This window comes from Paenibacillus sp. Soil787 (genome assembly GCF_001429545.1).
In the GTDB taxonomy this organism is placed as follows: domain Bacteria; phylum Bacillota; class Bacilli; order Paenibacillales; family NBRC-103111; genus Paenibacillus_E.
Map to the genome: position 1 here is coordinate 39,915 of NZ_LMSP01000034.1, position 26,066 is coordinate 65,980.

22 protein-coding genes and 2 pseudogenes are annotated in these 26,066 nt (G+C 43.0%); 6 read left to right on the forward strand and 18 right to left on the reverse strand.

What is annotated here, in order from left to right; translation table 11 throughout:
- Positions 1-15 precede the first annotated feature (15 nt).
- From ASG93_RS23985 to ASG93_RS35380, 6 genes and pseudogenes are all read right to left on the reverse strand, one after another.
- Positions 16-3,933 (reverse strand): discoidin domain-containing protein, encoded by a 3,918-nt coding sequence (locus tag ASG93_RS23985; protein WP_056836006.1) that lies wholly within the window; start codon positions 3,931-3,933, stop codon positions 16-18.
- Positions 3,934-4,382: 449 nt separating this feature from the next.
- A pseudogene (locus ASG93_RS23990) lies at positions 4,383-5,050 on the reverse strand (ABC transporter ATP-binding protein).
- A gap of 59 nt (positions 5,051-5,109) precedes the next feature.
- Positions 5,110-5,631, reverse strand: a pseudogene (sigK, locus tag ASG93_RS23995) (RNA polymerase sporulation sigma factor SigK); the annotation flags it as partial.
- A gap of 91 nt (positions 5,632-5,722) precedes the next feature.
- The gene (locus ASG93_RS24000; protein ID WP_156411018.1) at positions 5,723-5,923 is read right to left on the reverse strand and encodes a hypothetical protein; all 201 of its coding nucleotides are present in this window, start codon (positions 5,921-5,923) and stop codon (positions 5,723-5,725) included.
- Positions 5,924-6,037: 114 nt separating this feature from the next.
- Positions 6,038-8,035: a TIM-barrel domain-containing protein gene (locus ASG93_RS24005; protein WP_056836016.1), complete on the reverse strand. Its 1,998-nt coding sequence runs from the start codon at positions 8,033-8,035 to the stop codon at positions 6,038-6,040.
- An 11-nt stretch (positions 8,036-8,046) separates the two neighbouring features.
- Entirely contained in the window at positions 8,047-8,196 is a 150-nt protein-coding gene (locus ASG93_RS35380) for a hypothetical protein (RefSeq protein ID WP_156411019.1), read from the reverse strand.
- 47 nt (positions 8,197-8,243) lie between these two features.
- Between ASG93_RS35380 and ASG93_RS24010 the strand changes: the two genes are divergently transcribed.
- The 3 genes from ASG93_RS24010 (at position 8,244) to ASG93_RS24020 (ending at position 10,556) form a co-directional block, all read left to right on the forward strand.
- Positions 8,244-8,924 carry a hypothetical protein gene (locus tag ASG93_RS24010; RefSeq protein ID WP_156411020.1) on the forward strand — a complete coding sequence of 227 codons (681 nt, stop codon included), beginning with the start codon at positions 8,244-8,246 and terminating at the stop codon, positions 8,922-8,924.
- 17 nt (positions 8,925-8,941) lie between these two features.
- A complete protein-coding gene (locus ASG93_RS24015; RefSeq protein ID WP_056836021.1) occupies positions 8,942-9,289 on the forward strand; it encodes a hypothetical protein in 348 nt (115 codons plus the stop codon).
- Between the two features lie 643 nt (positions 9,290-9,932).
- The gene (locus tag ASG93_RS24020; RefSeq protein WP_056836024.1) at positions 9,933-10,556 is read left to right on the forward strand and encodes a hypothetical protein; all 624 of its coding nucleotides are present in this window, start codon (positions 9,933-9,935) and stop codon (positions 10,554-10,556) included.
- A gap of 250 nt (positions 10,557-10,806) precedes the next feature.
- Here the strand turns inward: ASG93_RS24020 and ASG93_RS24025 are convergent, their stop codons facing one another.
- The gene (locus ASG93_RS24025; protein WP_056836026.1) at positions 10,807-11,025 is read right to left on the reverse strand and encodes a hypothetical protein; all 219 of its coding nucleotides are present in this window, start codon (positions 11,023-11,025) and stop codon (positions 10,807-10,809) included.
- 170 nt (positions 11,026-11,195) lie between these two features.
- On the opposite strand from ASG93_RS24025, the gene ASG93_RS24030 reads away from it, so the two are divergent.
- The 3 genes from ASG93_RS24030 (at position 11,196) to ASG93_RS24045 (ending at position 15,458) form a co-directional block, all read left to right on the forward strand.
- Positions 11,196-11,681 carry a hypothetical protein gene (locus tag ASG93_RS24030; protein ID WP_056836029.1) on the forward strand — a complete coding sequence of 162 codons (486 nt, stop codon included), beginning with the start codon at positions 11,196-11,198 and terminating at the stop codon, positions 11,679-11,681.
- A 1,461-nt stretch (positions 11,682-13,142) separates the two neighbouring features.
- Complete coding sequence (locus tag ASG93_RS24040; protein ID WP_056836033.1) at positions 13,143-14,543, forward strand: M6 family metalloprotease domain-containing protein; 1,401 nt, start codon at positions 13,143-13,145, stop codon at positions 14,541-14,543.
- 696 nt (positions 14,544-15,239) lie between these two features.
- On the forward strand, positions 15,240-15,458 hold the full coding sequence (locus ASG93_RS24045) for a hypothetical protein (RefSeq protein WP_056836035.1): 219 nt from the start codon (positions 15,240-15,242) through the stop codon (positions 15,456-15,458).
- A 275-nt stretch (positions 15,459-15,733) separates the two neighbouring features.
- On the opposite strand, the gene ASG93_RS35385 is transcribed toward ASG93_RS24045, so the two are convergent.
- The 11 genes from ASG93_RS35385 to ASG93_RS24095 all read right to left on the reverse strand — a co-directional run bounded on the left by ASG93_RS35385 (position 15,734) and on the right by ASG93_RS24095 (position 26,065).
- Positions 15,734-15,880 carry a hypothetical protein gene (locus tag ASG93_RS35385; RefSeq protein WP_156411021.1) on the reverse strand — a complete coding sequence of 49 codons (147 nt, stop codon included), beginning with the start codon at positions 15,878-15,880 and terminating at the stop codon, positions 15,734-15,736.
- A 60-nt stretch (positions 15,881-15,940) separates the two neighbouring features.
- Complete coding sequence (gene sigK, locus ASG93_RS24050) at positions 15,941-16,483, reverse strand: RNA polymerase sporulation sigma factor SigK (RefSeq protein WP_156411022.1); 543 nt, start codon at positions 16,481-16,483, stop codon at positions 15,941-15,943.
- Between the two features lie 15 nt (positions 16,484-16,498).
- On the reverse strand, positions 16,499-16,927 hold the full coding sequence (locus ASG93_RS24055; RefSeq protein WP_056836037.1) for a hypothetical protein: 429 nt from the start codon (positions 16,925-16,927) through the stop codon (positions 16,499-16,501).
- A gap of 417 nt (positions 16,928-17,344) precedes the next feature.
- Positions 17,345-18,145: an SDR family NAD(P)-dependent oxidoreductase gene (locus ASG93_RS24060; protein ID WP_056836039.1), complete on the reverse strand. Its 801-nt coding sequence runs from the start codon at positions 18,143-18,145 to the stop codon at positions 17,345-17,347.
- Positions 18,146-18,179: 34 nt separating this feature from the next.
- Positions 18,180-18,875, reverse strand: a complete 696-nt coding sequence (locus ASG93_RS24065; protein WP_056836041.1) for an RraA family protein — start codon at positions 18,873-18,875, stop codon at positions 18,180-18,182.
- Positions 18,876-18,893: 18 nt separating this feature from the next.
- A complete protein-coding gene (locus ASG93_RS24070) occupies positions 18,894-20,069 on the reverse strand; it encodes a UxaA family hydrolase (RefSeq protein ID WP_056836042.1) in 1,176 nt (391 codons plus the stop codon).
- Entirely contained in the window at positions 20,026-20,361 is a 336-nt protein-coding gene (locus ASG93_RS24075) for a UxaA family hydrolase (protein ID WP_082615060.1), read from the reverse strand. The genes ASG93_RS24070 and ASG93_RS24075 overlap by 44 nt, the downstream gene beginning before the upstream one ends.
- A gap of 55 nt (positions 20,362-20,416) precedes the next feature.
- Positions 20,417-22,882 carry a glycosyl hydrolase family 95 catalytic domain-containing protein gene (locus ASG93_RS24080; RefSeq protein ID WP_056836044.1) on the reverse strand — a complete coding sequence of 822 codons (2,466 nt, stop codon included), beginning with the start codon at positions 22,880-22,882 and terminating at the stop codon, positions 20,417-20,419.
- Between the two features lie 61 nt (positions 22,883-22,943).
- Entirely contained in the window at positions 22,944-23,765 is an 822-nt protein-coding gene (locus tag ASG93_RS24085) for a carbohydrate ABC transporter permease (RefSeq protein ID WP_056836046.1), read from the reverse strand.
- Positions 23,762-24,649, reverse strand: coding sequence for a carbohydrate ABC transporter permease (locus tag ASG93_RS24090; protein ID WP_056836048.1), 888 nt, complete (start codon positions 24,647-24,649; stop codon positions 23,762-23,764). The genes ASG93_RS24085 and ASG93_RS24090 overlap by 4 nt, the downstream gene beginning before the upstream one ends.
- Before the next feature lie 69 nt (positions 24,650-24,718).
- Positions 24,719-26,065, reverse strand: coding sequence for an ABC transporter substrate-binding protein (locus tag ASG93_RS24095; RefSeq protein ID WP_056836051.1), 1,347 nt, complete (start codon positions 26,063-26,065; stop codon positions 24,719-24,721).
- Position 26,066: the final 1 nt, after the last annotated feature.

Here is a 26,066-nt window from a genome sequence, read left to right on the forward strand (position 1 = left end):
TGCTTACCAACTTGTTTATCCCTGATTGTCGGATTGATCATGAGGTACTATGACGGTAACAGATTCAACCTTTTTGTTGCCAGCTTTATCGGTAGCTGTATACGTGATGGTATAGATACGTGACTTCTCCGTACGCAAGCTAAAGGAAGTGGCCGGTGTACCGAAGTTGGCTTGGATGTCGCTTTGACCGCTATCTGGTTGATTGCTCGTGATGGACGTTAATACCACGGATTCAACGCCCGATGTAGCATCACTAGGATTCAGCGTGGCATTGATCGTAACCATTTTATGATTCGCTGGCCAAATCGACGTCTTATCTAATTGGACGGAAAGAGCTGGAGCTGTCTTGTCAACTTTAAATTCGACGGTTTTGAGATCTTCTACATTGCCTGCCTGATCCTTGCTGCGGTATCCGAGCTTATAAATTCCGTCACCGAAAGCTGGAATGGAGCCGGTGTAAACGACCCATTCACCGTCATTCACTTGGTATTCCGTTGTTACGGAGCCTCCGTAAACACTGGCGCTTACAGATAAGTTTACGGTCACATCCGTCGTGTACCAGCTGTTCTTGCCGTTAGGCGCAGCCGGACTTAACATTGCGGTGGTTACAGGAGGAACCCCCTTTAATACGTTAAGTACGAACGTCCTTGTGTCCGAAACAGTACCTTTTGTAATCGTTGCTAAAAGCCTAACAGTCGCATCTGATTCGAAAGATAACGGGCGGGTTACCGTACCGTTCGCGTCGATGACAGATGTAGCGTCACTGCTCCATGTAATTATTGTCCCGTTCGCACCGTTCGTTATCAAATGAACGTTTTTCGTTACACCTACTTCGCTGTCACCTTCCGCGAAGCCGATAGCAAGATTCGCTTTATCCAATGCGACGTCCATCTGATCGGAATCAATCTTAATCGATGTGGATCCTTGTACACCACTGCCGTCAGTGGCCGCTGCAACTACTTTTACTGTACCTCCTTTTATTGCCGTTAGTAATCCATTGGCATTTATAGTCGCTTTATCCGTTACTGTGATACCATCGGCCTCGAAGACGTTCCATGTTACTCTGCTGCTTGCATCTGCAGGGAGGACGTTGGCCTGCATTTGCAGCGTACCATTCACGGAGAGCGAATTTGCACCGCCTGCGCCATGTACATAGATCGATGTAACTAATGACTGTCCATTAATGATCAATTCCGTTATGTTCGGTTCTTTTCCCCAACCATTTGAGTCTATTTGAGTGGCAGTGATATAAAGCCTTATTTTTTGTGCAGTAATATTTACGAAAGAATGTGTGACCGACGAATTTATCGTTGTTCCAGTTACAATATCGACCCAACTTGATCCGTTATAATATTGCACTTTATACCCGGCTGTCCTGTTTAAATTTTCCTTGATTGTTACTTGATTAATCGTTTTATTTGTTCCGAAGTCCATTTGAAGCCACTCATTTACTCCGGTTCCGGACTGCGGCGACCATTGTGTGCTAGTGTTCCCATCTTTCGCTTTGCTGGGCGTAAAATCTGAATTATATTGACTCGATGCAGTTGCATCTGCACTTAAAGAAAGATTTTGGAAGTTTTGAGGCACACGTTCAATATTCAATTCGGCAGCAGACGCAAAGCCGCCATGTCCACGGGTAGCTGTCAGTTTCACATAAGTTGCTGATACTGAATTAAAAGTTGCGATCTTTTCCGCATTATCATCTGCCCACGTTCCGGATACTGCATCCGTAAACGTTACACCATCCGTACTTGTAGAAATCGTGTAATCCGTAATATTACCATTGGATTCACCATTTTGCCTTGGCAGGTACCTTAATTTCGTAATGCTGTAGGTCCCCCCAAGATTCATTGTTATGGATTGAGGAAGATTGGCCATTGGAGACCATTCAGTATGCCAGATCGTTCCATTGTCCCCGTCAAGCGCTTTGCTTGCCTCATTACCGCTATGCTGGCTGGTTGCAGTGGCTGTCATTTGTGATTGAGGGATGTCATTAGGATTAGGAACTACAGGAACATAATTGTTGTTTCTTGTTACCGTAAAACCTTGAGAAGTGTCAATTGTGTCGGTATTCGTATACATATAGGACAGAGTTATACCTTTGGTTACCCCACTCTGTGCAAACGTATTTCCTGATATAGTTACATTTTTTGAACCTTTTGCATTGATCTGAACCCCCCCTTCCTGAGCGATGTTATTGGTAAAGTTGAATCCGTTGACGCTTCCTGCAAAGATCGAGGTGGTTCCTCCCGTCTTATAAAATGAATTACCGCTAATACTGATGTTGCTGTGCACGGTCTGATCAGGGTTCGTGGAAGGCGCGCTAGGCGAAATGTCTATGACAGAATTCCCATTGTTATTGAATGTATTATTGCTTATGGTTACGTTCCTGACCATACCGGATTCATACCAACTGCTGGCATCATCGGCAATCAAGATCGCACTCATTTCCATTCTATTGAATCTATTATGATCAATTAGAACATTCCCGCGAGTCGTCACCAGGATGCCCCTTGTAGGAATGGATTCAAAAGTTGAATTGCTAATTGTGACATTCGGGTTCCACGTTGCATTTTCCACAAAGTAATCATTAACGGTTATCGAGCTTGGAACATTTTTATCAAGGGTAAGCAGGATATTATTGTCATCTACTCGAGTCACACCAGTTACGATAGCGCTGTCAGAGGATAGAAGTGTTGAACCCTTTATAAAATCGATACTGTCATTAACCGCAAAAGCATCAAATCCCCAGCTCTGCGAGTGCTTAAATCTAACCTTGATCTGGTTGGAGGCCGGTTTGTCGACAATTTGTAGATGAGTACCGTGAATATTGATCGGATCATCATGTGCTCCGAAGAAGTTGGAATTGTTTACCGTTATTTGGCCTTTGCAACCCGAAATTTGCATGAAATCGGCCATAGATGCGTTTGTCCGCCCACTTCCCGTTTTCGGTGCGAAATTTAATTGATCAAAGGTAAGGTTTTCACTATACTGCCCTACGATGCCTAGTCCAGGAGCAGCGTAAAAGTTTACCCCTGTCCAGGTTACATTCTTACTCCGGTAAATAAAAGCACCCTGTTCTTTGCGAACGTCGTTTCTAAGCTGAAAGACGTGTCCGATGCCTAAGCTCGGGGCGCTGGTGTAATTAAACCTTACTCTCCTGTCTCCTAAATCCTGCGCGCTAGAAGCGTTCGCAAAGGGATTGGATTTTCTCCACGTCTTTTTGGTATTTGGATCATATTCTTGCACTTGAGTGACGTTTGCGTACCCTCTCGCTACCCAACTGTCTGTCGCGTTGCCATTGCTGTCAACCTCACCTGTCCATTGAAGTCGATTATTTACAATCTTATACAAGGAATCCGGATGAACATTCATTTCAATATAATTGCTGCCAACTGCTGCCACCGTCATTTCAGACATAACCGGCCGTTTGAAATCAAAGCTAATGTTATTCATGTTCACATTTACGGCATGGTCAAATATAATGGGCGTCATCACGCCGTGGAACATCAGCGTCGAATCGTTTCCACGTATCGTCAAGTCGCTGATGTTATTAAACAAAAGTCCGACCTTTCTCCACCCTCCTGGTGATTGTAATGCAGTCGATGCATTGGAAATATAATATTGAGCATCCAAAGCAGACGAATCCTTAAAGTTATATGTGGCTGTCGGAAAATCCAAAATGACTGGTTTCGCGGCATTTTTGGCGGCTGCAATGGCTTCATTAACTGCGGGACCTGCATCATCCCCGGAATAAGTAACGGTGATGACCGAATAATTAACACCACCAATTGTTTCCGTGGTTTGGGTATAATTTGCAGAAGCAGCATTTGCCTTCGGTGTCTGAATAACGATTGTGAAAATAACTGCAAATACAGTGAGAATCAGATACGTAGAAATTGAAATCTTTTTCATTTGAAGCATGTTAAACATACTTTTTTCCACCCTTCTTTTTCCTGAAAATAATCTCAACTCGAATTTGCTGCATTTTCCATAGAGAAGCCTCTGGCTTAGTTTGTCCCCCCTTAGCTAAACAAGTTTATTGTAAGCATAAATAGATTATAATCCATTACAGGTAAAACGCTTTGTAATTTTAGCTGAAACTATTTGTAATTTGTTATCATCTTACAAACCCGAATAAATGCGCTTGCGTGAGAAATTTAATGTTTATTTTGATGAAGGCGGTCCATATGTCTTTTTCTATACTCCGCCTCTAGATTGCATCACATGGTTTGATTTGTAAAATTGTCTGCACAATACTTCCTGATTGTGCACTGTCTCTTGTCCTTGCACTAAGAAGTGCGCAAAAAAACCGCCATATGAATAGGCGGTAAATGTAACATACTCCTATAACAAAAACTTCGTTAGACGATACATATAATTTAATGCACCAATCTCCCATCCCGAAACCTCACAATCCGCTTGGCCTGCTCCGCAACCTGCCGATCATGAGTAATTACAATAATCGTCCTGCCTTGTTCATTCAATCTTTTAAAAATCTCCAAAATCTCCACACCCGTCTTCGAATCCAGTGCACCTGTCGGCTCATCCGCCAAAATAATCGCTGGATCTCCTGCCAACGTCCGGGCAATCGCAACCCGCTGCTGCTGCCCGCCGGACAGCTCCAATGGCAGATGGCGCCTGCGATCCACTAATCCACCGCTTCCAAAGCCTTCATGACAAGTGGCTCCCTCTCTTTCCTGCTCATCCCTCGGTAAATGAGCGGTAGCTCTACATTCTCATACGCATTTAACCGTGGCAGCAAATTAAAGCTTTGAAAAACGAATCCGATCTTCTGATTGCGAATCTCAGCAAGCCCAGAATCCTTAAGCAAATGTATTGCTTGACCATCCAGGTCATAGATACCTTTATCTACCACATCCAAACACCCGATGATGTTCATCAGCGTTGATTTGCCGGAACCTGATGGTCCCATGATGGCCACGAACTCTCCATGATCAATATCTAACGATACATCATCTAATGCTTTAATCGTTTCCTCGCCCATCGTATAATACTTACTGGCATTTTCGATATGAATTAACGTCATAACCTTCACCTCCATTACTTGCACTAAGTCCAAATAAATGAAGTTTCCGATTCGTAATCTTACCGCTTCGCCTTATAAAACTCATGATAAAGCTTCATGAGCGCCCTTTTCTCAATCCGAGACACATACGACCTCGAAATCCCCAACTCCTTCGCAATCTCCCGCTGCGTCCGCTCTTCCCCGCCAAGCTCCAGCCCAAACCGACCGACGACGACTTCCTTCTCGCGATCGTCCAAGATTTCCAAGTTCCGATATATTTTACTCTTCTCTATCTTGAGCTGAACCTTATCCACGACATCATCGGCCTCCGTGCCGAGAATATCGATCAACGTGATTTCATTCCCCTCTTTGTCCGTTCCGATGGGATCATGCAGGGAAACATCTTTGCGCGTTTTCTTAAGCGAACGCAGATGCATAAGGATCTCGTTCTCGATACAGCGAGCCGCGAACGTCGCGAGTTTGGTCCCTTTGTTCGGCGAGAAGGACTCGATCGCCTTAATTAATCCAATCGTACCGATCGAGATTAAATCTTCGAGATCTTCCCCTGTGTTGTCGAATTTTTTGACGATGTGAACACGAAGCAATGTAAATTCCCTTCACTAATTCCACATGCAAAACTAAGAACTACCCGGCGGCAGCTCTTCGAAGTTGAACTATCGTTCTTCGTTCCATCTATAGTTTGAAGTCACCGCTAACAAAAAGTCCCGCTGTGAATACCATGCCGGCCAAGATACCGGTGAAGGAAAGCTTACTCTTATATTCGTTGGACAACAGCCCGGAGTAGAGGACGGGTCCGATGGTGTTCCATTCCAGACCGACTATTCTAGTAGCTGAACCACAGCTTCTACCCTTCTGGATACGACGCGCCGTCATGCTCTGATGATATCCGGGACGTGCCTTCATATTCTTGTAGTGTATTGAAATAGAAAAAAGTCCCCCAATATTATCATTGAAGGACAAATCGTCATACTGCTGTTACAAAAGTTGCTAGAATAACAATTCTACGCCATCTCTTATGAATAATGGTATTTCATCAATAGGCGCAACGCTGTCAATCCAAGTTCCACCTTCATAAATGTGGCCCGTACTCGTTTCTCTCCAAGAGGAACCAACTGGTAAATACACCTTTCTTCCTCTCGATCCTTCGTAAAAAATAGGAGCAACAAGCAGATCCGGACCAAACATATACTGATCTTCGATGTTCCAAGCAACGCTGTCCTGAGGGAAATCATAAAAAAGCGGTCGCATAGGAGGTGTTCCTTTTAAATGAGCGGCCTCCATTAAGTTAGTGATATAGGCGCGTAACTTTTCACGAATTAACATGTACTTCTTAAATATCTCAAAAGCTTCCTCACCATAGCTCCACACTTCATTATCGGCGCCGCTATTGCAAAGTCCGCCGCCACTACTTCCTAACGGTTCTGAATGTGGCTCACGATCACCATGAAGACGGAATACAGGACAGAATGCTCCATATTGGAACCAGCGAATTATACATTCTCGGAAAGAAGGATCGTCTGGATTTCCTCCATGGAACCCACCGATATCAGTCGTCCACCATGGAATACCCGATAAGCCCATATTTAAGCCTGCTTTAAATTGATTTCGAAGTGAAGCAAAGCTAGAATCAATGTCGCCTGACCAAACAAGCGCACCATATCGCTGGCTGCCTGCCCAAGCACAGCGAACAAGATTAATTACATTTTCTTGCCCAGCTTCGGTCATCCCGTCATAAAATGTTTTGGCATACATGGCAGGATAAATATTCCCGATCTGAACATTCGGCCCTAAATGGTAGCGGTAGATGTCAAAATCATAAACGGAATATTCGGGCTCAGCCTCGTCTAGCCAGAATACTTTAATACCTTTATCATAATAGTTCTTTTTGACCGTTTGCCATACAAAGTCCCTAGCTGCTGGGTTGGTAGCATCATAAAAGACCGTATCATTCAAGAAATCCATGGTTGTACGAATACCAAGATCTGTTCTAACCAGATACCCTTTTCTTAACATCTCTTTATAATTCTCACTCTGTTTGTCTACAGTAGGCCAGATGGAAACCATCAATTCGATTCCCATTTCCTTAAGCTCACGAACCATGGCATCAGGATCAGGCCAGTAATCAGGATCAAATTCCCAGTCACCCTGCATGGGCCAATGGAAGAAATCGATGACGATAACAGAGATCGGTAGACCTCTTCGTTTATATTCTCTTGCAACATGAAGCAGCTCATCCTGTGTCTGATAACGCAGCTTACATTGCCAGAATCCCATTCCATAGTCAGGCATCATAGGAACAGTGCCCGTTGCTCCAGCGTAAGCTTCCTCGATTTCCGCAGGCGTATCCCCGGCTGTAATCCAGAAGTCAATTTGTTTACTGGATCTGGCCACCCACTCGGTCACATTTTTCCCGAATGTCACCTGTCCAATTCCTGGATTATTCCATAAAAATCCATAGCCTATACTTGATAAGGCAAAAGGCACACTTGCTTGTGAATTACGATGTGCCAGCTCCAATGTGCAGTTTTTCATATCCAGATATGGATGCTGATATTGACCCATACCGAATATTTTTTCATTCGGATCTGATTCAAAACGAAGCGTCAGCTGATAGTCTCCGCCTAGAATCGGTTTGAATTCACGGCCATCAATCATGAGAGCACTGCAGAATTCCTTTACATTATTGCGATTTCGAACATACTCTTGGAGCAGGATGTCACCCTTTTGATTATAAAACACAATTTTACCTGAGGTTGATATTTCAGCACGGATCTTCCCATTTACAATGGTGGCCATCTGCTCATCGATCGAAATCTTAACCTCACATGCTGCTGGAGACAACAACGCCCAATCCTCCTTTAGCATCGATGCCATTTGAGTTGCGCGAATTCGGAAGCTATTAAGCCCCCAAGGCTCTACCCATAGCTGTTCCATATCATACTGCCAACATAATCTGTTTTCTTCTACATGAAACACACTATCCATGAGATTCCCCCCTATACATTTGAATCAATTCCTTTAATATAACCATTTTCATCAATCGTACGAATTGTGTGGACCGTATCTACAGTGATGTTAAGATACCATTCATAGACTGATTTCCCTTTTATTTCGCTAACTCGATTCCACCTCATTGCGGTATCCAAATCATCTAAATCTCCCGTGCAGCAGTAATATACCTGTAGGATCCTGGGTGATTTATGGACAAGTATCAACTTTGCTACGTACGGATAATGTACATTTGACTTCAAATAATCAATACACAAAAGAAATCTTGATTGATTTAATGCTTGATGAACGCACCAGAGAAAATCATCGAATAAAAGATATATTTTGGTTCAGTGATAATGGTGTCCCCGTTTTCATATCCAAAATTACAGAAGTCACACGTAATGTTAGATGGAAGGTTAGATTGCATAGCCCCTTTAAAGATGATACGTATGTACTAGTTTTCGCACTCCTTGAAGAGGACAAGGGATTGGTTGAAGTCGATGAAATAGGTTCACCTGACCCTTTGTCAGAGCATGGGTTAATAGCAGTCCAATCACTTTCCGCAACACAAGGGTTTAGTGAATACTGGCGACACGTAGATGGACGTAATCCTGCTCCAGAAAGCCCTATAACCATTGCTGCATTTTCAACATCACCACCAATAAAACTTACCCCGACTGCTAATCAGCAGATTTACCGGAGGATACGTTCATGTTTCTGGGTTCCAGATAATCCCGATGCATTGATCATTTTAGGAATGAAAAAAAGAGATCCACAGATTGGTGAATGGGAAATACTCCTGCACAACAGTTACAACAAGCCTGTATCTGTCGAAGTGTACAGCATTGAAGAAGAGTATATTGGTGCGGTTAGTGTTAAGTAGATATGGAGGGCTGTTAAATGAGCACAGAAGACTTTTGGCGTAGACGTTTAAATAAAATCCCCGCTGGAGACGGTCCATTTTTGGTAAGAGCCTATAGCGTTAATGATGAGCCAATCATCATTGAACCCTCTAAAGAACAAAGCAATCTCTACAATAGAAGAATTGTCAATGTTATTTGGGAACCCAGACAAGACCCAAGCGATGTTGATATTGTTCATATTCATGCTGCCAACATTCAAACGACCATAAAGGATGGAAAAGAAGTGTGGCAACTAAAGCTATATAATGACAGTGCAAAGGATATTTATGTGGATGTATATGCATATCAAGAAGAATTGATAGGGTCTGTTCAAACTAATTACTAAAAAGCAGAGGTTGTCCGAAGGGGCATCTTCTGCTTTTTGGTTGCTTATTTAACGATTGTAATAATACGTATAGGGAATGAGTTGATTCCTCAGTCTAATGAGTCCAAGTCTATCTATAGTTTCAGATATAGTTATATACCTAAAGTCAAATCCTATCCGAGTATGAATGAAACTCACCGGTATGGCTATTTGCCCTGGAAACAGTTTATTGAAGTATACAGCTAAGCTATAGAGCGAAGCATTTTTAGCGCTAAGAGAAATTATATCTGTTGGCATACGTGGTCTGGTGACTGGTGTAAATTCATCAATGCACTCGCAGGCACATTCAGGAAGTGTATGATCACAACTACAAGTTACATCAGAAGGACAACATGCGGCACCACTTGATGATGAACCACAATCACAACAATGCCCGTCATCGAAAATCATATTCAACCTACTCACTCCCAATATTCCATTCTTCACCAACCATGATATTCACCTATATTAGGTTTCGTTCCTGTCTTGTCTAGACCCATTAAAATTTTGAATGGTGGAAGAAATTAGAAAGTTTATTAAACGTATAAACTTAAATAAGCATTGGGACAATAGCATTGAATTGAATTTCAATTTAGAGCTAGTTAAAAAAGAAATGAGGCCGACCATGCTTGAACTAGGGATAACTAAAGCAATCTTGCTTCCAACTCCTGAGCAAATGACCGCGATTGATGCATATAACTGGATAAATCCTTTTTCTGCTTTAGTTGAAGAAGGCAACATTTCAGTATTCTTTAATTATGCAAAAAATAACGGTGACGTGAACAGGGGATATGACTTTTTTCTACTAGAAACAGGTACGGTTTCAGCTAACAAAAACTTTTTACCCATTACAACTATTGAAATTAATAATAAACAATTTCATGCTTGTTTCACGGAGCGAGCGTCGGGACCAGTAGATACAGATGAACAAGGAATTGAAAAGTTACTCTTAGAGCCCACACCCAACGGAGCTACGGCAATTCAGGACTTAACGTCATTTCAACCTTTTTCAGCTTTGATTGAAGATGACGGAAAGATAGCGCTATACTATAGATATATGAAAAGCGCAAACAACGAAGATACTTATGTTTATTATGTCTATTTAAGGGAAACAGGAACTTTCCCATTTGACCAATCAGCATTACCTATTACAACTGTTATGGCATCAGGTAGGCCACTGCATCTAATGTATGATGGCCGCAGGCCAACTGACCCCCCACCTCTGATGAATTTAATCGAGATAGGTTAACTTGTCTGCCGTATCTACAACAATTCGTTACGGCCAATACGTGTCAACCCCCTACAATTACCAACCCACTAGCCTCCGACTCGCCACATGAATTGGGCAGGTTTTTTACCGTGGTCCTCTTACCCCACCGAGTTGGTGAATCCTGACTCAGAATCCTAAAATGACAATAGAAAACAAAGCCTTCGAAGTCCAATTTTTAAAAAATGGATACGAACGCCTGTTTAATTAGTTTTTATCATTGCTTTATATGTTACATAGCCGACGCCGTTTTCCACTTTCCCTTTGGTGCGTGGACGGCAAAACGGGCGAATCGTTCCTTCCATAGGGGATGCCCTTGTTCGTCGGCACCGGTGCCGACTGTCTTCATATTGTCGTAGAGTACCATTTCCATTCTTCCACCGAAGTATTGCACCGCCCGGACATGGCAGCCCATCAGGGTATCCCATTTTTCATCTTCCGTGTACTCCATGTACATTTTTCTTGAGTAACCGAGCACCATGACGAAAACATACAGCCGCTTGGATTCACAGTTCCACTCGACTTTGAAGTGACCCCATTATTTTCATTACATTATTTTATTCATGGTGGACACAATAATTTTGAAAGAAAAATAAAATTGACTACGCGGAGGCACATTTAATGTACACTTTTGGATTTAGAAATTTAAACTCCACTGTACCACTCAACCCAACTGGCTCTATAAGAAATAATGTATTTCCGGATTTTGTATCCGGACAATTTCCTCCTGATACTGTTACGAGCTCTGAACCTTCAACTCCTAATACATTTGCAGCAATTGATGGAAGTCCAATAAACGGTTGGCCATTTCCATCTCCAAATTCAATTTATAGATTAGATTTTGCAAATTATCCCATTCAAGTTTCTAAACTATATTTTATTATAGTTTCTATGGCCCCATTTGCTACGCAATTAAGTTGTTTAATTGAAGGTCAAAGCAACAATTTATGGAAAAATATTGGGCAATTTCCTATAACTGATTTTCCAAATGGACCATTATCAAATTTGCCTGTAGATGTTATACCAGGCGAATACCAAGCTTTAAGATTTTCATTTGCTGTGTTTAATAATGTCCAACCTGCGTTAATGGAAGTTAAGTATAGCTGAATATTTGATCGGTTTATGATCCATTAAAAATAATAAAAGGCTTTATTGGAAAAAGGATCAATCCAAATGTCCAATAGAGTCTTTTATTATTCAGTATAGCAACGAGTCAACAATGCAACCATTTCTGACGTTACTTTTCATTTGGGTTCATAAGTGATAAAAGCTATCTGATGAATATTTATCCTTTTGGTGCGAAAAGGGGCACATAGAGGCTTCCTATACCGATCAGTCTGCAAGGTGGCCGCCGCGGATCCGGATGCACCCGGAGCTCGAGTTGCTACGGCCTCACCGTTACAGCCGGCAGCTGTGCGGCCTGGGCAGGCTCGTATCCGGCGGTGACCTGGGGCTGGTTTGATCTTTCGCAGGATACGCGAGAACAGCTGCGTATTTTACGCAGTTTACGAAGAGACGAATACAGGCCGGCATGAGGTCATTAAACAGGTAGAATAAGGTTGAGAAAAGAATAGGGAAAGAGGCGGGCATTCTGCCTCTTTGGAAGTGAAGCTTTACTCTCGTAGTCTAATCGTGGGCTGCGAACGTTCCGAAAAGTACGTTGTACTGACTCGAGTGAACCTTGCTGGAATCTGTTCAAGGGAGAGTAGACCACGGTTAGAGAAGCAGCTGAATTTTTTGGGATAAAGTGAACTGTTTCCACCACGCACGATCCATTCTAGTTTCGGTTTTGCTGTGCATCAAGCATAATGAAGCAAAAAAACATCGAATGTAAACAGTTCACCGTTAATGTAGGGGCGGGCTAGGGGAGGCTGATTTAATTAAAATGCAAGCGAAAACTTGTTACCACAATCGATGATGGAGATCGAGATGAGGAAACAACCGGGAAGCTCTTTGAACCAAGCAAGCGAAGGCAAAAAGGGGGATCGAAATGGTTTGAACTTGGATTGTGTGAATATAAAAATAATGAGTGGCTTATACTTAAAAATTGAACCTACCTTGGAAATAAATGTTGAAGTTACCTGTAGCTGACGGCACTCCACATGTCCAATAAGTTTCAGTTCTTGGATCAATCGCCATTTCTGGAGAATAATTTGGGATAACTTGATACATATTGTAAAATATGGCAAAATTCAAAAGAACAAGCATCCACTGTTTTTATCGGCAAAGCGTTACTAAACGAAATAGCAATCGTAGTTGGCTTAGAATGGTAACGCTAGATGAATTAGGACGGGAACTGAAGTTTGGCATTCATGGATGGATGCATTTTACACTGGAGTTCAGAACCACCGACAAACCCGAATACTCTTGATTCTACTAATGATTGGCTGGGATCACCCTTTTCAAGTCATGTGAACAAGTATTTCTGGAAGCTCCACGGTTGAAACGATGATCGAATAAAAGCATGGGAAGATGCGAATGGTACAGAGGCTGATGTCTCCCAAGAAGATCCTAAACTTTTGGAACCAAGTTCTTAACAAATACTGTTTATATTAAAGGAGGACAAGCATGAACACCTTGCGTACTATGCCGCCGGCACCCGAGATTAGCTTATATCTTGTAAATGAATATCATAAAAAATGGAAGCCATTAGGGTTTTCCTTCAGGCAGTTTTTGGTGGCACGTGGCTATCAAAACCCAGCACACAATATTCAGGGCATGGATGATAACTTCACTGGGGTTACCCATGACGGAGCGGCGGAACTTCTCCGAATTCCCACTACGCCAGTTACCGGCAATCTACAAGTGATGGTGCTGTTGGTCGATTTCCCCGACAAGCAGGGCGTTTTACCAAAAGACCATTATGAAGATTTGCTGTTTTCCAGAAACTCCGACTTGCCCAGAAGTATGGCCGACTACTATGAAGAGGTTAGTCTAGGAAAAGTTCATATTCAAGGGGAGGTCCACGGTTGGTTCAGAATGCCTCAAAACTATAATTATTATACGAATGGAAACTCTGGGATGACAGACCGGTTTGGGCGGGACTTTTATCCTAATGACGCGAGAAAACTTGCAGAAGATGCCGTAAGCACGGCTCTTGCCCAGGGAGTGAGGTTCGGTTCCCAACTGGATGCCCTCGGTAACAACGCAGTTACTGCGCTGTTTATAGTACACGCGGGTCAAGGTGCGGAGAAATTGCACCCTGAGCTTAGAGGCGACCACATTTGGTCCCATAAATGGGTCATGGAAAATCCGATAACTGTTGCTCCGAATTTAACGGCCGTAACGTATTTGATGGTTCCTCAGGAAGCCATGTTAGGCGTATGCGCTCACGAACTTGGACACCTTGCATTTCAATGGCAAGATTTCTATGATCCGAATAATGATAAGGACGGAGATTATTGGGATGGAAACGGGATGTGGGACCTTATGGCTAGCGGTTCGTATGCAGGAAGGGAGATGCGACCTTCTCATCCTGCCGGACTTCATAAGCTGCAACACGGTTGGATCGAAGTAGAGGAAATTCTGGAATCTCGAACAGGTATAGAATTGGAACCTGTTACGCGCCCAGGCGGAAAGGTGCTGAAAATTAAGGGTCCGGGTTACGAGAAACAGCAGTACTTAATCTTGGAAAACCGGGTTAAGGAGAAATTTGATGGTGCTCTGCCGGGCGAAGGTTTGTTAGTCTGGAAAGTGGATGAATTTGCGGAACAGGAAGGGAGTGCCCATCCTGGAATGATGTTGATTCAGGCCGACGGAAAATCCGATCTACTTAACCCTTACGATGGAAACGCGGGCGATAGAGGTGATCCTTTTCCAGGATTAGGTAACGTGAAGGAGCTTACTGATACTGGACCAATCATCTCTACTTCCTTTCCTAGTAGCAAACCTTCTGGCGTGAGCCTTCAGAATATTACTTTCGACGAGAATACGAAGCGAATTCGGCTCGATGTCGTCATAAGTCGATAATTTACTGGTTTAATGCCATATTGTTGGCGGTCACCCGTATCTTTAATATCAACAACCACAAAACCATTGTGAAGTAATTGTGAATAAGCAATTGTTTCCTGCGGAAACAAAGCGCTTATTCAATATATTTAAAAAGCAGTCCCTTACTTCACAGAAGTAGACCCAATACCAGCGTAGCTGACACAGACCGCAAAGTAGATTAAAAAATATGGAATACAACTAATAAATACTGTAACACCAAGGATTTGAACGTAGTTCCGAATTTGATTTGGGAATTGGAACTTTACCGATCCGGGAACGTCTAAGTTCACACAATCAACCGAAAACCTTCTTCGGAAGCAAGGATTTGTTCCGTTACTCATCTTTTTAGGAAACTTTCGATGCAAAATTACCAGTGCTTTACAGACGTTTGCGGGTGGCTGCCATTATGCTGGGACTACCCCTATCGGGGAAGAAAGATAACTAGGGAGCAGGCTGCCGCGGTGGCCTGTTCCCCTTTTTTTATTGAAGTAGGCGTCCAATCGTGGATGTCATTAAGCTAACGGGCACGATAGTTCCATCATAACGAGGCTGCCGCAGTATTAAACTGGCAGCGGGAGGATAGTTTAGATAAAATAATTCTACCCCAAAAGAAGTACGGTACAATTAGAGTATATATTAAAGAAGAGTGTTGAACCACATACTGGGGGGATTGTAATGGATGACTTTGTTAGCAAGGGTGAACTTCTGCGTCGGCTTCATAATGGATATAAAGAATTTAATGAAGGAATCAAGCGGCTTTCGCCTGAGCAGATGGAAACACCATGGTTTACGTATTGTTCCGGGCGGGACTTTGCCTGCAGACCCTTCGCAGGAGACACCCTGAAAGTCCTTCCCTTACGGGTTAGGACTTCTACTTCAGCTACGGCACTTTAAAGGGTAAAGTTACCGGGTGGATTTGAACCACCTAGATTATGCGACTGTGAGGCGCACGAAAAACCTGAGGCTCTGCCTCAGGTCCTTTTGTGTAACGCATACTTTGGGTGCATGAAGAGAGGCTGGGATGGGGTTCCAACCGTTTCTTGAAATCGTCTTTCTTTGAATTTATTTAGCGGTAGGAAGACGATTTCAAATACGGACGCTATCGCTTTTCCACCCCATTCCCATCCTCTTTCTGTTCTACTCCGTGCTTACTTCAACTGCTCTTGTTCTTAACCGATCTTCGATTCGGTATTCATAGCCATGCACCTTTCAAACTCTCCATGATCAATATCTAACGAGACGTCGTCTAACGCTTTAATCGTTTCCTCGCCCATCTTATAGTATTTACTGGCTTTCTCGATATGGATTAACGACATAACCTTCACCTCCATTACTTGCACAATGTCCAAATAAATGAAGTATCTGATTCACAACCCTTACCGTTTCGCCTTATAAAACTCATGATAAAGCTTCATCAGCGCCCGCTTCTCAATCCGAGACACATAAGAGCGGCTGATGCCCAGCTCCTTAGCAATCTCCCGCTGCGTCCGCTCTTCCCCGCCTAATTCCAGCCCAAACCGGCCAACGACGACTTCCTTCTCGCGATCGTCCAAGATTTCCAAGTTCCGATATATTTTGCTCTTCTCTATCTTGAGCTGCACCTTATCCACGACATCGTCCGCTTCCGTCCCGAGGATGTCGATCAATGTAATTTCATTCCCCTCTTTGTCCGTTCCGATGGGGTCATGCAAGGACACATCTTTCCTCGTTTTCTTCAGCGATCTCAGATGCATAAGGATCTCATTCTCGATGCAACGAGCCGCAAACGTCGCGAGCTTGGTCCCTTTGTTCGGCGAGAACGATTCGATCGCCTTTATCAATCCGATTGTCCCGATCGAGATCAAATCCTCGAGATCTTCCCCCGTGTTGTCGAATTTTTTGAGGTTGTGAACACGATGCAACGTAAAATTAATCCACAAACTTCTAGCTCTAAGCTAACCGGCATAATAGACGTAGAGGCAATAACAAGAAATTAATTCTGTTTTAGAAAACAAACAAACTGTTGATGAAGCGCTCCAATCCATCCAAATCAAAGGACAGACGAATGAAGACTTCTTATTCGAAATAAGAGGGCCAACGTAATTTTGGAAAGGATCGGTCGGCGGCCCATAGTATAGTTTGAATTGATCCGCATACGCATTTAAAACGTACAAATTATTATCGTCTTTTTTCCATGTACCCAGTGAAGCATCCATCCAATTAGAGTAGGGTACCAACTTAGGCTCGCTCAAGGTAAGTCCTGATACGGCGGCGCTTGCCGGTTTACTGAACAAAACGATAGACAACATGAATACCGCTGTCATACACAGCGCTAATATCCAGGTTGAGTAGTCCCTCTTTTGCATTTTCAATATCGTTTCCATAATAAACATGCCTCACAAGATTAGTATTGACGTACAAGTACAAACTTTTAATAGCTAGAGCTTTTCAAATCCTGATATCGTAAGCCTAGTTAATAACCTCCTCCTTAAGAGTCCATAATTTAAAGCGCTTACAAATGTAAGTATATAGACATCAAATAAAAGGGTAAATGTAGAAAAAAAGAGACGTGTGTAAATTTTTAACCGCTTCAGCAAAAAAAGACAGCGTATGATAGAGGTCGAGTTACGAATAAAAAGACGACCTTCATTTCCCGTTTAATGAGACGAGATCGTCTTTTATATCTAACTCAAGTAGCACCTAGCAGCGATTTCTTCAATCCTTTGCGGGTTATGGGAGCCTCCTAGGATATTGGGCTTACCGATACGATCAATTATGCCACGCAATTGCTTAACAAATTATTACAAATAAATCGTTTCCCATTCCGCCTTCGGACCAGCCCCATAACCGAGTGATGCCCCCCCATCAACGATCACAGCTTGCCCGGTTATGAAGCTAGCATCTTCCGAGGCTAAAAATAAGACCAGCTTGGCAATCTCTTCTGGTGTTGCAATGTATCCTAGTAAATGGGACTGGGCTTGATCTTTACGCGCTTGCTCCCTATTTTCTACGGAAGCAAGCCATCCTTCTAATAGCGGTGTGGCAACACCTGCAGGACAAACACAGTTTATGCGTATGCCTTCTCTGGCATAATCGACAGCCATTGCTTTGGTCATAGCAATAACCGCTCCTTTGGTGGATGCATAGGCCGTATTCCCTTTTTGACCGATCATACCATTTAAAGAAGCTACGTTTACAATGCGTCCCCTTGTCTTTCGAAGCTCTGGAATGCCATACTTGCTGCACAAGAATACACTTTTTGTATTGATCTGAAAAATACGATCCCACTCTTCAGCGCTTGTTTGTTCCACAGTCTTAGGCATGATCATGGCAGCATTGTTGACGAGTACATCCAATGCTCCGAAATGCTCTAAAGTAGTATGCACCATATGGATTATTTGTTGTTCATTCGTAACATCCGTTTCTACCGAAATGGCTGATCCGCCTTCGGTTCGAATGATATCAACGGTCTCCATAGCCGCCATTGGGTTTAAATCAGCAATCGTTACAGAAGCCCCTTCCTTGGCAAAAGACACAGCGACCGTACGTCCGATACCACTGCCGCCACCCGTTACGATTACAGTTTTCCCTGAAAACCGCATCTTATTTCCTCCTCGTTAAAGGCATCCTGCCAATTTAAAACCAACCATGTTTATAGTAGGATTCCAATGGATGGACACCGTTCATTACATCATTGCGGACATGATTTTCCGTGCTGACAAGGGTTTCCGCTTGCTTTAACACTTCATAGGCAATATTCTGTGGAACGACAAGCACGCCATCTTTATCTGCCACAATGATATCCATGGGATGGATGTCTACGTTCTTGATTCGTATCGGTACATTATATTCTTTCAGACACCAACGGCCTACGACGTCAGCAGGCGTTGTATACAAATGGAAAACTGGCAAATCTAATTTATGAATATAACCAACATCACGTATGCCGCCATAAATGACCGCTCCGACCCCACCCCTAGCTTTAATCGTTGTGGCAGATAATTCGCCAAGATGGGAGCACGTATCGTCATTTGCTTGCGTTACCACGACATTATACTGCTGTACATCACCCAGCATTTTCAGCAAGGGGACAAAAATCTCGTTTGCATCATCCACATGTGTCGCTTCGCCTCGCACGGTAAGCGCAGTTCCTACAAACTTGGCATCAGGAGTCAAACCCTTCAACTCTTTAGGCAGAACCTGATTCCGATATCCCATCTGATCTAACGAATCGGAAATGGCGCCTGTATAAACTTGAGAAAATCTACTTATTAGTTCATCCATCGTTATACTTTCATTGTTGCCGACTACAGTCTGGTTATTTGTTTCCATTTCTTCAACACCTGCCTATTAAGAGTAAGGGTCGCATGCTCTGCCTGGCTTATACGGAATTGCATATTCTTTGTGTCCTAGCGCTTCCGCTTTCGATTGCTGACCATTTGCCACATTGTAAATGAGTTCCAGTAAAGATTGCCCCACAGACTCCACCGAGTCTGTGCCTTCAATGATACCGCCTGCTTGAATATCTATGTCATCCGCCATACGTCTACATGTTTGCGGATTGCCGCACACCTTTAATACCGGAGCTAGCACAGATCCAACCACACTGCCACGGCCTGTCGTAAAAATAAGCATTTGTGCACCTGATGCGAGCAACGTGACCAATCCGTCACTGTCGTTTTCCTCGTAAAGGGTCAGCTGGTTCGTATCGAGCAGACCCACTTTATCGAGTACATACAACCCAGCTTCAGAAGGCCTTTGTGCTGGTTTCAGAATGCCTTCAATCGGCTTTGTCCCAGCCTTGCACAGAGCACCAAGCGATTTCTCCTCGATGGTCGTCAGCCCTCCTTCTTCATTACCGACTGAGACCGCGAATGTTTTCAATGCGTTCCCAAGCCCTCGCGCACGCTCTAATCCATCTACAAGCTGTGACCTTACACCTTCATTTGAACAGCGATCTAATAAGTAATCATTGCAGCCAAGTAGCTCTGGCAATTCACTAAAAACCACCCTCGCTCCCTGCTCAATAAGACGATCAACTGCCCAGCCAGTTGCAGGATTGGCAGACAAACCCGACGTCGCATCTGAACCTCCACATTCTACCCCAATGATCAAATCTTTTAAGTCAATATTAACTTTGGGATAGGCTTCAGCTTGTTCGATCATACCCGTCGCTAATTTCTTGCCAAGTTCAATAGATGCCTTCGTACCGCCAACCTCTTGAATATGGATTTTTTCAACACTCTTACCGCTTTCAGAAATTTTGGATACTAGCAAATCGACATCAGTACTCTCGCAGCCCAGCCGTACCACGATGACACCTGCCACATTAGGATGTCGCCCTAACTCTACTAAGATTCTGAACGCATATGGATCTTGATAGCATCCAGCAAAACCAAATACCTCGCAACCATCAACACTTCGAGCGATCTGATCCGCTACATGATGTGCACACTCCACGGTATATATAATCGCAACATTATTACGTATTCCGATTCTTCCATCCAATCTCAGATATCCCTTCATCCTTGTTATCCTCCTGTTGCAGACTTCGCAAATTATGCAAATGAATATGTTCTCCGATCGCGATATCCGAGATAGCCTTACCGATTGCAACGCCGTACTTGCGTACAATGGTCCCTTTGGGTATAGGGTGAATAGCAAATTTGTGGCCAAATTTGATATCCTCTTTTAATAAAACCGGTTCACAATTGCTCAGTAGAGCTATCCCATCTTTTTCAAGAAAGGCAAGCGCTGTCGCGCAATTATCTTTGGCGTGCAAGAGGATGGCTTTTTGATTTATGTTGTCGATATCCATATTCCCACTCCCACTCCATTTTTCATAATAGTATTTCTGACCTAGATATATACAATTAAGTTAGATCAGCCTCAAATCTGAGACTTTCTCCCTTATCGGTTTTTAAGGAAATAATCTCTCCTTCTAGCACGTTCTTGCCAGATGAGCTAGTCACTATTACTTTCCCTGCCCATGGATTATACAATTGCAAGCCAGAGCCTTGCTCACTTATGATCTCAATCCACTGGACATGGCCGTCCTTTAAGCTGGCGCTCACGAGAAAGCCGCCAACGGCGCGAAGCGTCGCATACGCTGCGTCTTGTTGCTTGGGCCAGTTCGGGAAAAACCGCAGGATGCCAGTATAACTTTGCAAAAGACATTCGTTAATGACAACGGGAAGTGCAAAGTTCTCGACCCAAATCCCCATATTAGCCATAAAATCGAACGCCAGCGAATCATCATATCTTCCGCCTGTCTGCAAAACCATATCCGCACAAGTACCGTTCGGAAGTAAGCAGTATTGGATTCGTCGTTTGAATTTCTCTATGTCCAACACACCGAGTCGCGCGCCTTGCAAATGATAAAACACAAGTTCATTGCCGCCTTCTACTTGTTGATTGCGGTACGATCGAACTGACAATTCATACTCTGCCTGAGTGGAATGTAAACCAAACTCCTCGCCTGGAAACACCGGCATGCAGCTGTTGGGAACGTTATACACGATCTCCGGATTTTCGCCAGGCACGGAAACGAATACTTCTCCATGTTTCACCGACTGCGATTTGGGATAATCAGGGAAATGCTGCAGCAGGTATTCGACCTGATCTGTCAGTTCCCGCTCTTCGTATTCGACCTGTAAGATCTGGCAAGCTTGCAAATAGGCCCCAAATGCAAATTTGGTTAACGTGAGTGTTACGAGGCAATCGGCATTCATCTTAAATCCCGTTGTGAGCCCATAGAGCTCAGGGGTTACAGTCGGGAATATATGATGCTTATCATCTCCCCATTGTTCTCCGAAGGCTTCAGGTCGATTCATATAATCTACCATAAATAGTACGGCTTCCTTGATTGGTCCGAACGCTCTATCGCGTAGGAAGTCAACATCCAGTGTATACGTATAGTGCCACCATAAGCTTTGAACGGCCCATGGGGTAACGCATGTTTGCCACCCCCATGTTGGAACTGGGTAGGGATTCGTTTTCATTTCTAATGGATATACGGAAACGGGAATATAGGCTCCTCTTAAACCGTAATATTCCTTCGCCCATTTCTTGGAAACACCCATGATGTGGTCGATCATATCCACGTAGGGCTCATGTCGATCGATATGGTTACTAGAGAAAGCAACCCAGAATGGTTGTTGAGTATTATAGTCTAGGTGATAATCTCCATGCCACACGGAGCCGACTTTCATATAGCACCAGTTGCCATAGATGCCAGGGCATGTCACGCCAGGTTTCACTGAACAATAGAAAAAATAAAGATTGCGATACCACACGCGCTCCAGAAATTCATCTTCGAGTGCGACACCCGAGCGGTTCCAGAAATCATCAAGTTTCTTGCGCGTCAAATTTGATGCTTCATGAAAGCGATCGCTGGCCGGAGTTGGAAGTTCCGGGCAGCTAGGCGTAATCTCGACGCTTAAGCCTTCATCCAGCTGAATACAGGCAATAAACTGATTATGATCCGCGATTATTGCGTCCAAAGTATCCATCCTAAGTTGGGCGTCCGAGATCGGATCATCGCCACCCGTATGGACACCGGCATACAAATCAACCTCATCTTTAATGCTCAGCGTACATGAGGTTCTCGCCGATAAACGGAAAGCTTTGTCTTTGTCTGGCTGACCGCTCATTTCTTTCCAGCGTTCTCCATAGGGCAGCCGCTGCTTGAACGATAAGGTGTGAGTATGATACTCTGACGAAAATTCCGCTTTCGGCATATCCTGGGAGGCTACAGGATCTAGAATGAACCTCATTCTGTTAAATGGCGAAGACGTATCCTCTCCCTGTCCGTTCATCATTCTCATCCAAACCCGATCTTGATCCGGTTCAACGACAATCTGCAGCTTATGCTTCTCGTCCCCAACAAGAAAACTTACCTCACACAATCCGGTGGAAACATCCAGCCGATGTCCCAAAACTTCAGCTTCCCTACGATCAAACCCAAGGAGCAATGTGCCGCATGCCATTGGTCTAGGATACGGCTTCTTGTAGTTTTGACCCATCTTCTCGCAATATTCACGGAACCATGGATTGCTGGTCAGATTCTCATTGTTCTCGGAGATCAACATTATTTTTTCATAGATTTCCTGAAAGGTACCAATGTCTTCCGTATGCTCCTCTGCAATACGAATATCCCACACATTGTTATGTCCGAAATGAAGAGCTACCGCATCGGGACGGGTTGTCACTACAATGCCTAACCCTCCATTTCCCATTAAAGCGCCTTCAAAAAAATCGCTTGCCGGCCCTTGATGCGTTATCGGGTGCTTGGCAGCCTGTTCTACTGAATTAAGTTTATCTGATATTTGATGAAGCATTCTGAAATCCTCCTATAAATACGCCATCCACATGATATCCATATTCCTTTATGATATAAGCTTAGCCTTTAATTGCTCCTGCGGTCATGCCGGAAATAATATATTTCTGACCTAACAAATATACGATTAAGGTAGGGATTAACGTCAATGTCGCACCTGATAACAATAAATCCTGTCTGGAATAGTATTGGCCAATAAACTGATATAACAATAGAATAATTCCCCATTTATTAGATTGATTGATAAAATATAAAGGGAAGACGAAATCATTCCAACAGAGAACAAAATTAATGACCATCGCCGTAACTGAAACCGATTTCAATAATGGAAATATAATTGAAACAAACTTACGGATTGAATTTGCCCCATCAATGACGGCAGATTCATCCAAATCCACAGGTAAATTGCGAATAAAGCCATTGTACAGAAAAATTGTAAAAGGCATAAAACTTGCTGCGTATAGCAAGGTTACTCCGTAATAAGTGTTAATCAGATGTAGTGATTTCATCAACTTAAAGGTGGTTACAATATTCATCGGAGCAATCAACCCGATTAAAAATAAATTGAAAATTACCCCATTCACCCAAGTTCTTCTTCTTACCAACACATAGGAAGCCATTGATGAGAATACAGTAGAGATGACAATGGATGAAATGCTAAATATGGTACTATTCATAAACGCTCTTGGCAAATTGGCTGTTTTCAGCACTTCGCTATAGTTCTCAAAATGAAACACCGTGGGCAGCTTGGAGGTCATCAACTGCACTTCGGTCTGAGACTTCAATGAATTAACAATAACAAAATACAAGGGGATGAAAATCACTAGAGTCAAACACCATAGTGCCACTTCAATTAGGAAGTTAGATTTGGATTTCTTTTTCATGATACATCCACCTCGAACTTCTTGAATATGAAATTGATTCCAAGATAAGCAAGTGTGACAAACAAGAATAATATCAAGCCCAAAGCCGTCGAATAACCATACGAGCCTTTTGAAAATTCATTTAGAACCGTCACATTGAGTACTTCTGATGATCGTACGGGACCGCCATTGGAAATGACATAAACCAGATCAAATACTTTTAAACCGCTGATCATACCAAACAATGTGTTTAATACAATCGCGTTATATAAGTAGGGTAGTGTAATGTAGAACAACTTTTGAAATGTGGAAGTCCCGTCTATGTCCGCTGCTTCGTATATTTCCTTAGGAACGGTTTGTAAAGCTGCCAGAAATATCGCCATCGCAAATCCGGATGCTTTCCATACCTCAACTGTAGCAATAGACCAAATGGCGAGCTTCGGCTCTGCAATCCATGCATGTGCGTAATCGCTTAAACCGATAAGTTTCAAAATGTCATTTAAAAGTCCATCGGGACTATAGATTTCCGAAAACATGATGCCAGTAAGCACAACTGACATTGTGATCGGTAGAAAGAAAATCGTTCGAAGTATATTTTTAGTGCGGATCCCTTCATTTAATAAAAGAGCGAGAATTAAACCAAAAAATATTTTCAAAACAGTAGTATATACGGCGAATATGGTTGTGTTCTTAAACACGTCGCCATTGCCTGCAGCATGGCTGAATATCTCTTTGAAATTGTCCAAGCCAATAAATTTGACTACACTACTGTATGCATTCCAATTGGTAAAAGCATAATAAAAGCTTGCTAGATTAGGGACTAAGAACAGCACAAAATATACGACCAATGCGGGCATCAATAAATATTGGGGAAACATCTTCTTTGTTAATTTGCTTACATGCATGGCTCTCATCCTTTAATGTATTGAAACTCATTGCAGACCATTGCCACCTGCCTGCAATGAGTTTTCATTTTATTTAGCTTGAGCTGAGAATATTTTCTTGCGGTCATTATCAATAGCTTCAAGAACTTGTTTAGACGTTTTCTTATTCGTTAGGAATTCCTGTACGTAATTACCGACACTTGTACTGTCCCAATATTTAACACCGGTTTCCATAGTCGTGTAGACAGTTCCATCTGAGTTAGTTCTTAGTGATTTCTCAAGATCCCCTTGAATCGCTGGTAAAGCTTTAAAGGCAGGATTCAAACCCGAAGCGGCATAAAATTTAGCTAATACATCAGGTCTGCTAATGTAGCTTAAATATTGCTTCGCTGCATCAATGTTCTTGCTATTCTTATTAATTACACGAATAAGTGAACCATCGTAAACGGCTAGCGTTTTATTGTCTGCAAATGGAACTGGAAATTCTCCCCATTTGGAGAAATCGAAGTTTGGATACTGTGCTTTATTTGCAATGTCCATATTCGCTGTAGCCATAAACATCGCATATTGCCCAGATTGCAACGACGGAATCGCTTTGTCCCACGTATCCGAAAACGTATTTTTACCAAAATACCCTTTGTCATAGAGGGTCTTATATTGTGTTAAGAACGTTTCAAATTGGCTCACATCTGCAAAGTTACCCGTATTTTGATTCAGCTTGTCAAACAATCCAGCATTGTTTTTCTCTCCGGCCGGTCCCATTAATGCAAGCCAAATCCCTGAGTGCCAGGTATCTTTTAACGGTTCGTAGATTGGCGTTACACCGCTTGCCTTGATTTTTTCAGAAAGAGCTACAAAATCATTAAATGTTTTCGGTACCTCTAAACCGAGCTTGCTGAATAATTCCTTATTGTACATAACACCCCAGCCAGCATTTTCACCTTCTGGATTCCACCCAATGAATCTACCATTAAATGTTCCATCTCTTTTTGCTCCGTCAGTCAAGGTAGATACCCAAGGTTCTTTGGAAAGATCAAGGAAATTCTCATCAGGCAGGAACTGTGCGGCATTCGCTTGCGGCCAAATGAGGGATATATCTGACCCTTCATGGGCAGCAAGCTTGGACTTAAGAACGCTTGCATATTGATCAGCAGGAACGATCTGCAAATCAACTTTAATCCCTGTTTCTTTCGTGAAATCCGCAATAATTTCTTGGTCTACAGGCCTAATCCAAGTATTTCCGCTTGCCGATGTAATGGAAATCGTCACATCTTTTTTTGGAGCCGCTGTTGCAGATGCTGCAGGGGAACCTACAGGGGATGCTGTTGATTTATCCGTATTATTGTTTGTGCCGCTACCACAGCCAGCGAGTACTCCCATACATATCGTTAAAATTGTGAATGAACTTAAAACGGATAGACCTGTTTTGTTTCTCATA

Coding starts and splice junctions, on each gene's coding strand:
- ASG93_RS23985 (WP_056836006.1), bottom strand. CDS start 3,933: ATGTTTAACATGCTTCAAATGAAAAAGATTTCAATTTCTACGTATCTG.
- ASG93_RS24040 (WP_056836033.1), top strand. CDS start 13,143: ATGAACACCTTGCGTACTATGCCGCCGGCACCCGAGATTAGCTTATAT.
- ASG93_RS24025 (WP_056836026.1), bottom strand. CDS start 11,025: ATGGAGTACACGGAAGATGAAAAATGGGATACCCTGATGGGCTGCCAT.
- ASG93_RS24095 (WP_056836051.1), bottom strand. CDS start 26,065: ATGAGAAACAAAACAGGTCTATCCGTTTTAAGTTCATTCACAATTTTA.
- ASG93_RS24075 (WP_082615060.1), bottom strand. CDS start 20,361: ATGGATATCGACAACATAAATCAAAAAGCCATCCTCTTGCACGCCAAA.
- ASG93_RS24000 (WP_156411018.1), bottom strand. CDS start 5,923: ATGACGGCGCGTCGTATCCAGAAGGGTAGAAGCTGTGGTTCAGCTACT.
- ASG93_RS24020 (WP_056836024.1), top strand. CDS start 9,933: ATGCTTGAACTAGGGATAACTAAAGCAATCTTGCTTCCAACTCCTGAG.
- ASG93_RS24045 (WP_056836035.1), top strand. CDS start 15,240: ATGGATGACTTTGTTAGCAAGGGTGAACTTCTGCGTCGGCTTCATAAT.
- ASG93_RS24030 (WP_056836029.1), top strand. CDS start 11,196: ATGTACACTTTTGGATTTAGAAATTTAAACTCCACTGTACCACTCAAC.
- ASG93_RS24085 (WP_056836046.1), bottom strand. CDS start 23,765: ATGAAAAAGAAATCCAAATCTAACTTCCTAATTGAAGTGGCACTATGG.
- ASG93_RS24065 (WP_056836041.1), bottom strand. CDS start 18,875: ATGGAAACAAATAACCAGACTGTAGTCGGCAACAATGAAAGTATAACG.
- ASG93_RS24080 (WP_056836044.1), bottom strand. CDS start 22,882: ATGCTTCATCAAATATCAGATAAACTTAATTCAGTAGAACAGGCTGCC.
- ASG93_RS35385 (WP_156411021.1), bottom strand. CDS start 15,880: ATGTCGTTAATCCATATCGAGAAAGCCAGTAAATACTATAAGATGGGC.
- ASG93_RS24015 (WP_056836021.1), top strand. CDS start 8,942: ATGAGCACAGAAGACTTTTGGCGTAGACGTTTAAATAAAATCCCCGCT.
- ASG93_RS24055 (WP_056836037.1), bottom strand. CDS start 16,927: ATGGAAACGATATTGAAAATGCAAAAGAGGGACTACTCAACCTGGATA.
- ASG93_RS24070 (WP_056836042.1), bottom strand. CDS start 20,069: ATGAAGGGATATCTGAGATTGGATGGAAGAATCGGAATACGTAATAAT.
- ASG93_RS24090 (WP_056836048.1), bottom strand. CDS start 24,649: ATGCATGTAAGCAAATTAACAAAGAAGATGTTTCCCCAATATTTATTG.
- ASG93_RS24005 (WP_056836016.1), bottom strand. CDS start 8,035: ATGGATAGTGTGTTTCATGTAGAAGAAAACAGATTATGTTGGCAGTAT.
- ASG93_RS24060 (WP_056836039.1), bottom strand. CDS start 18,145: ATGCGGTTTTCAGGGAAAACTGTAATCGTAACGGGTGGCGGCAGTGGT.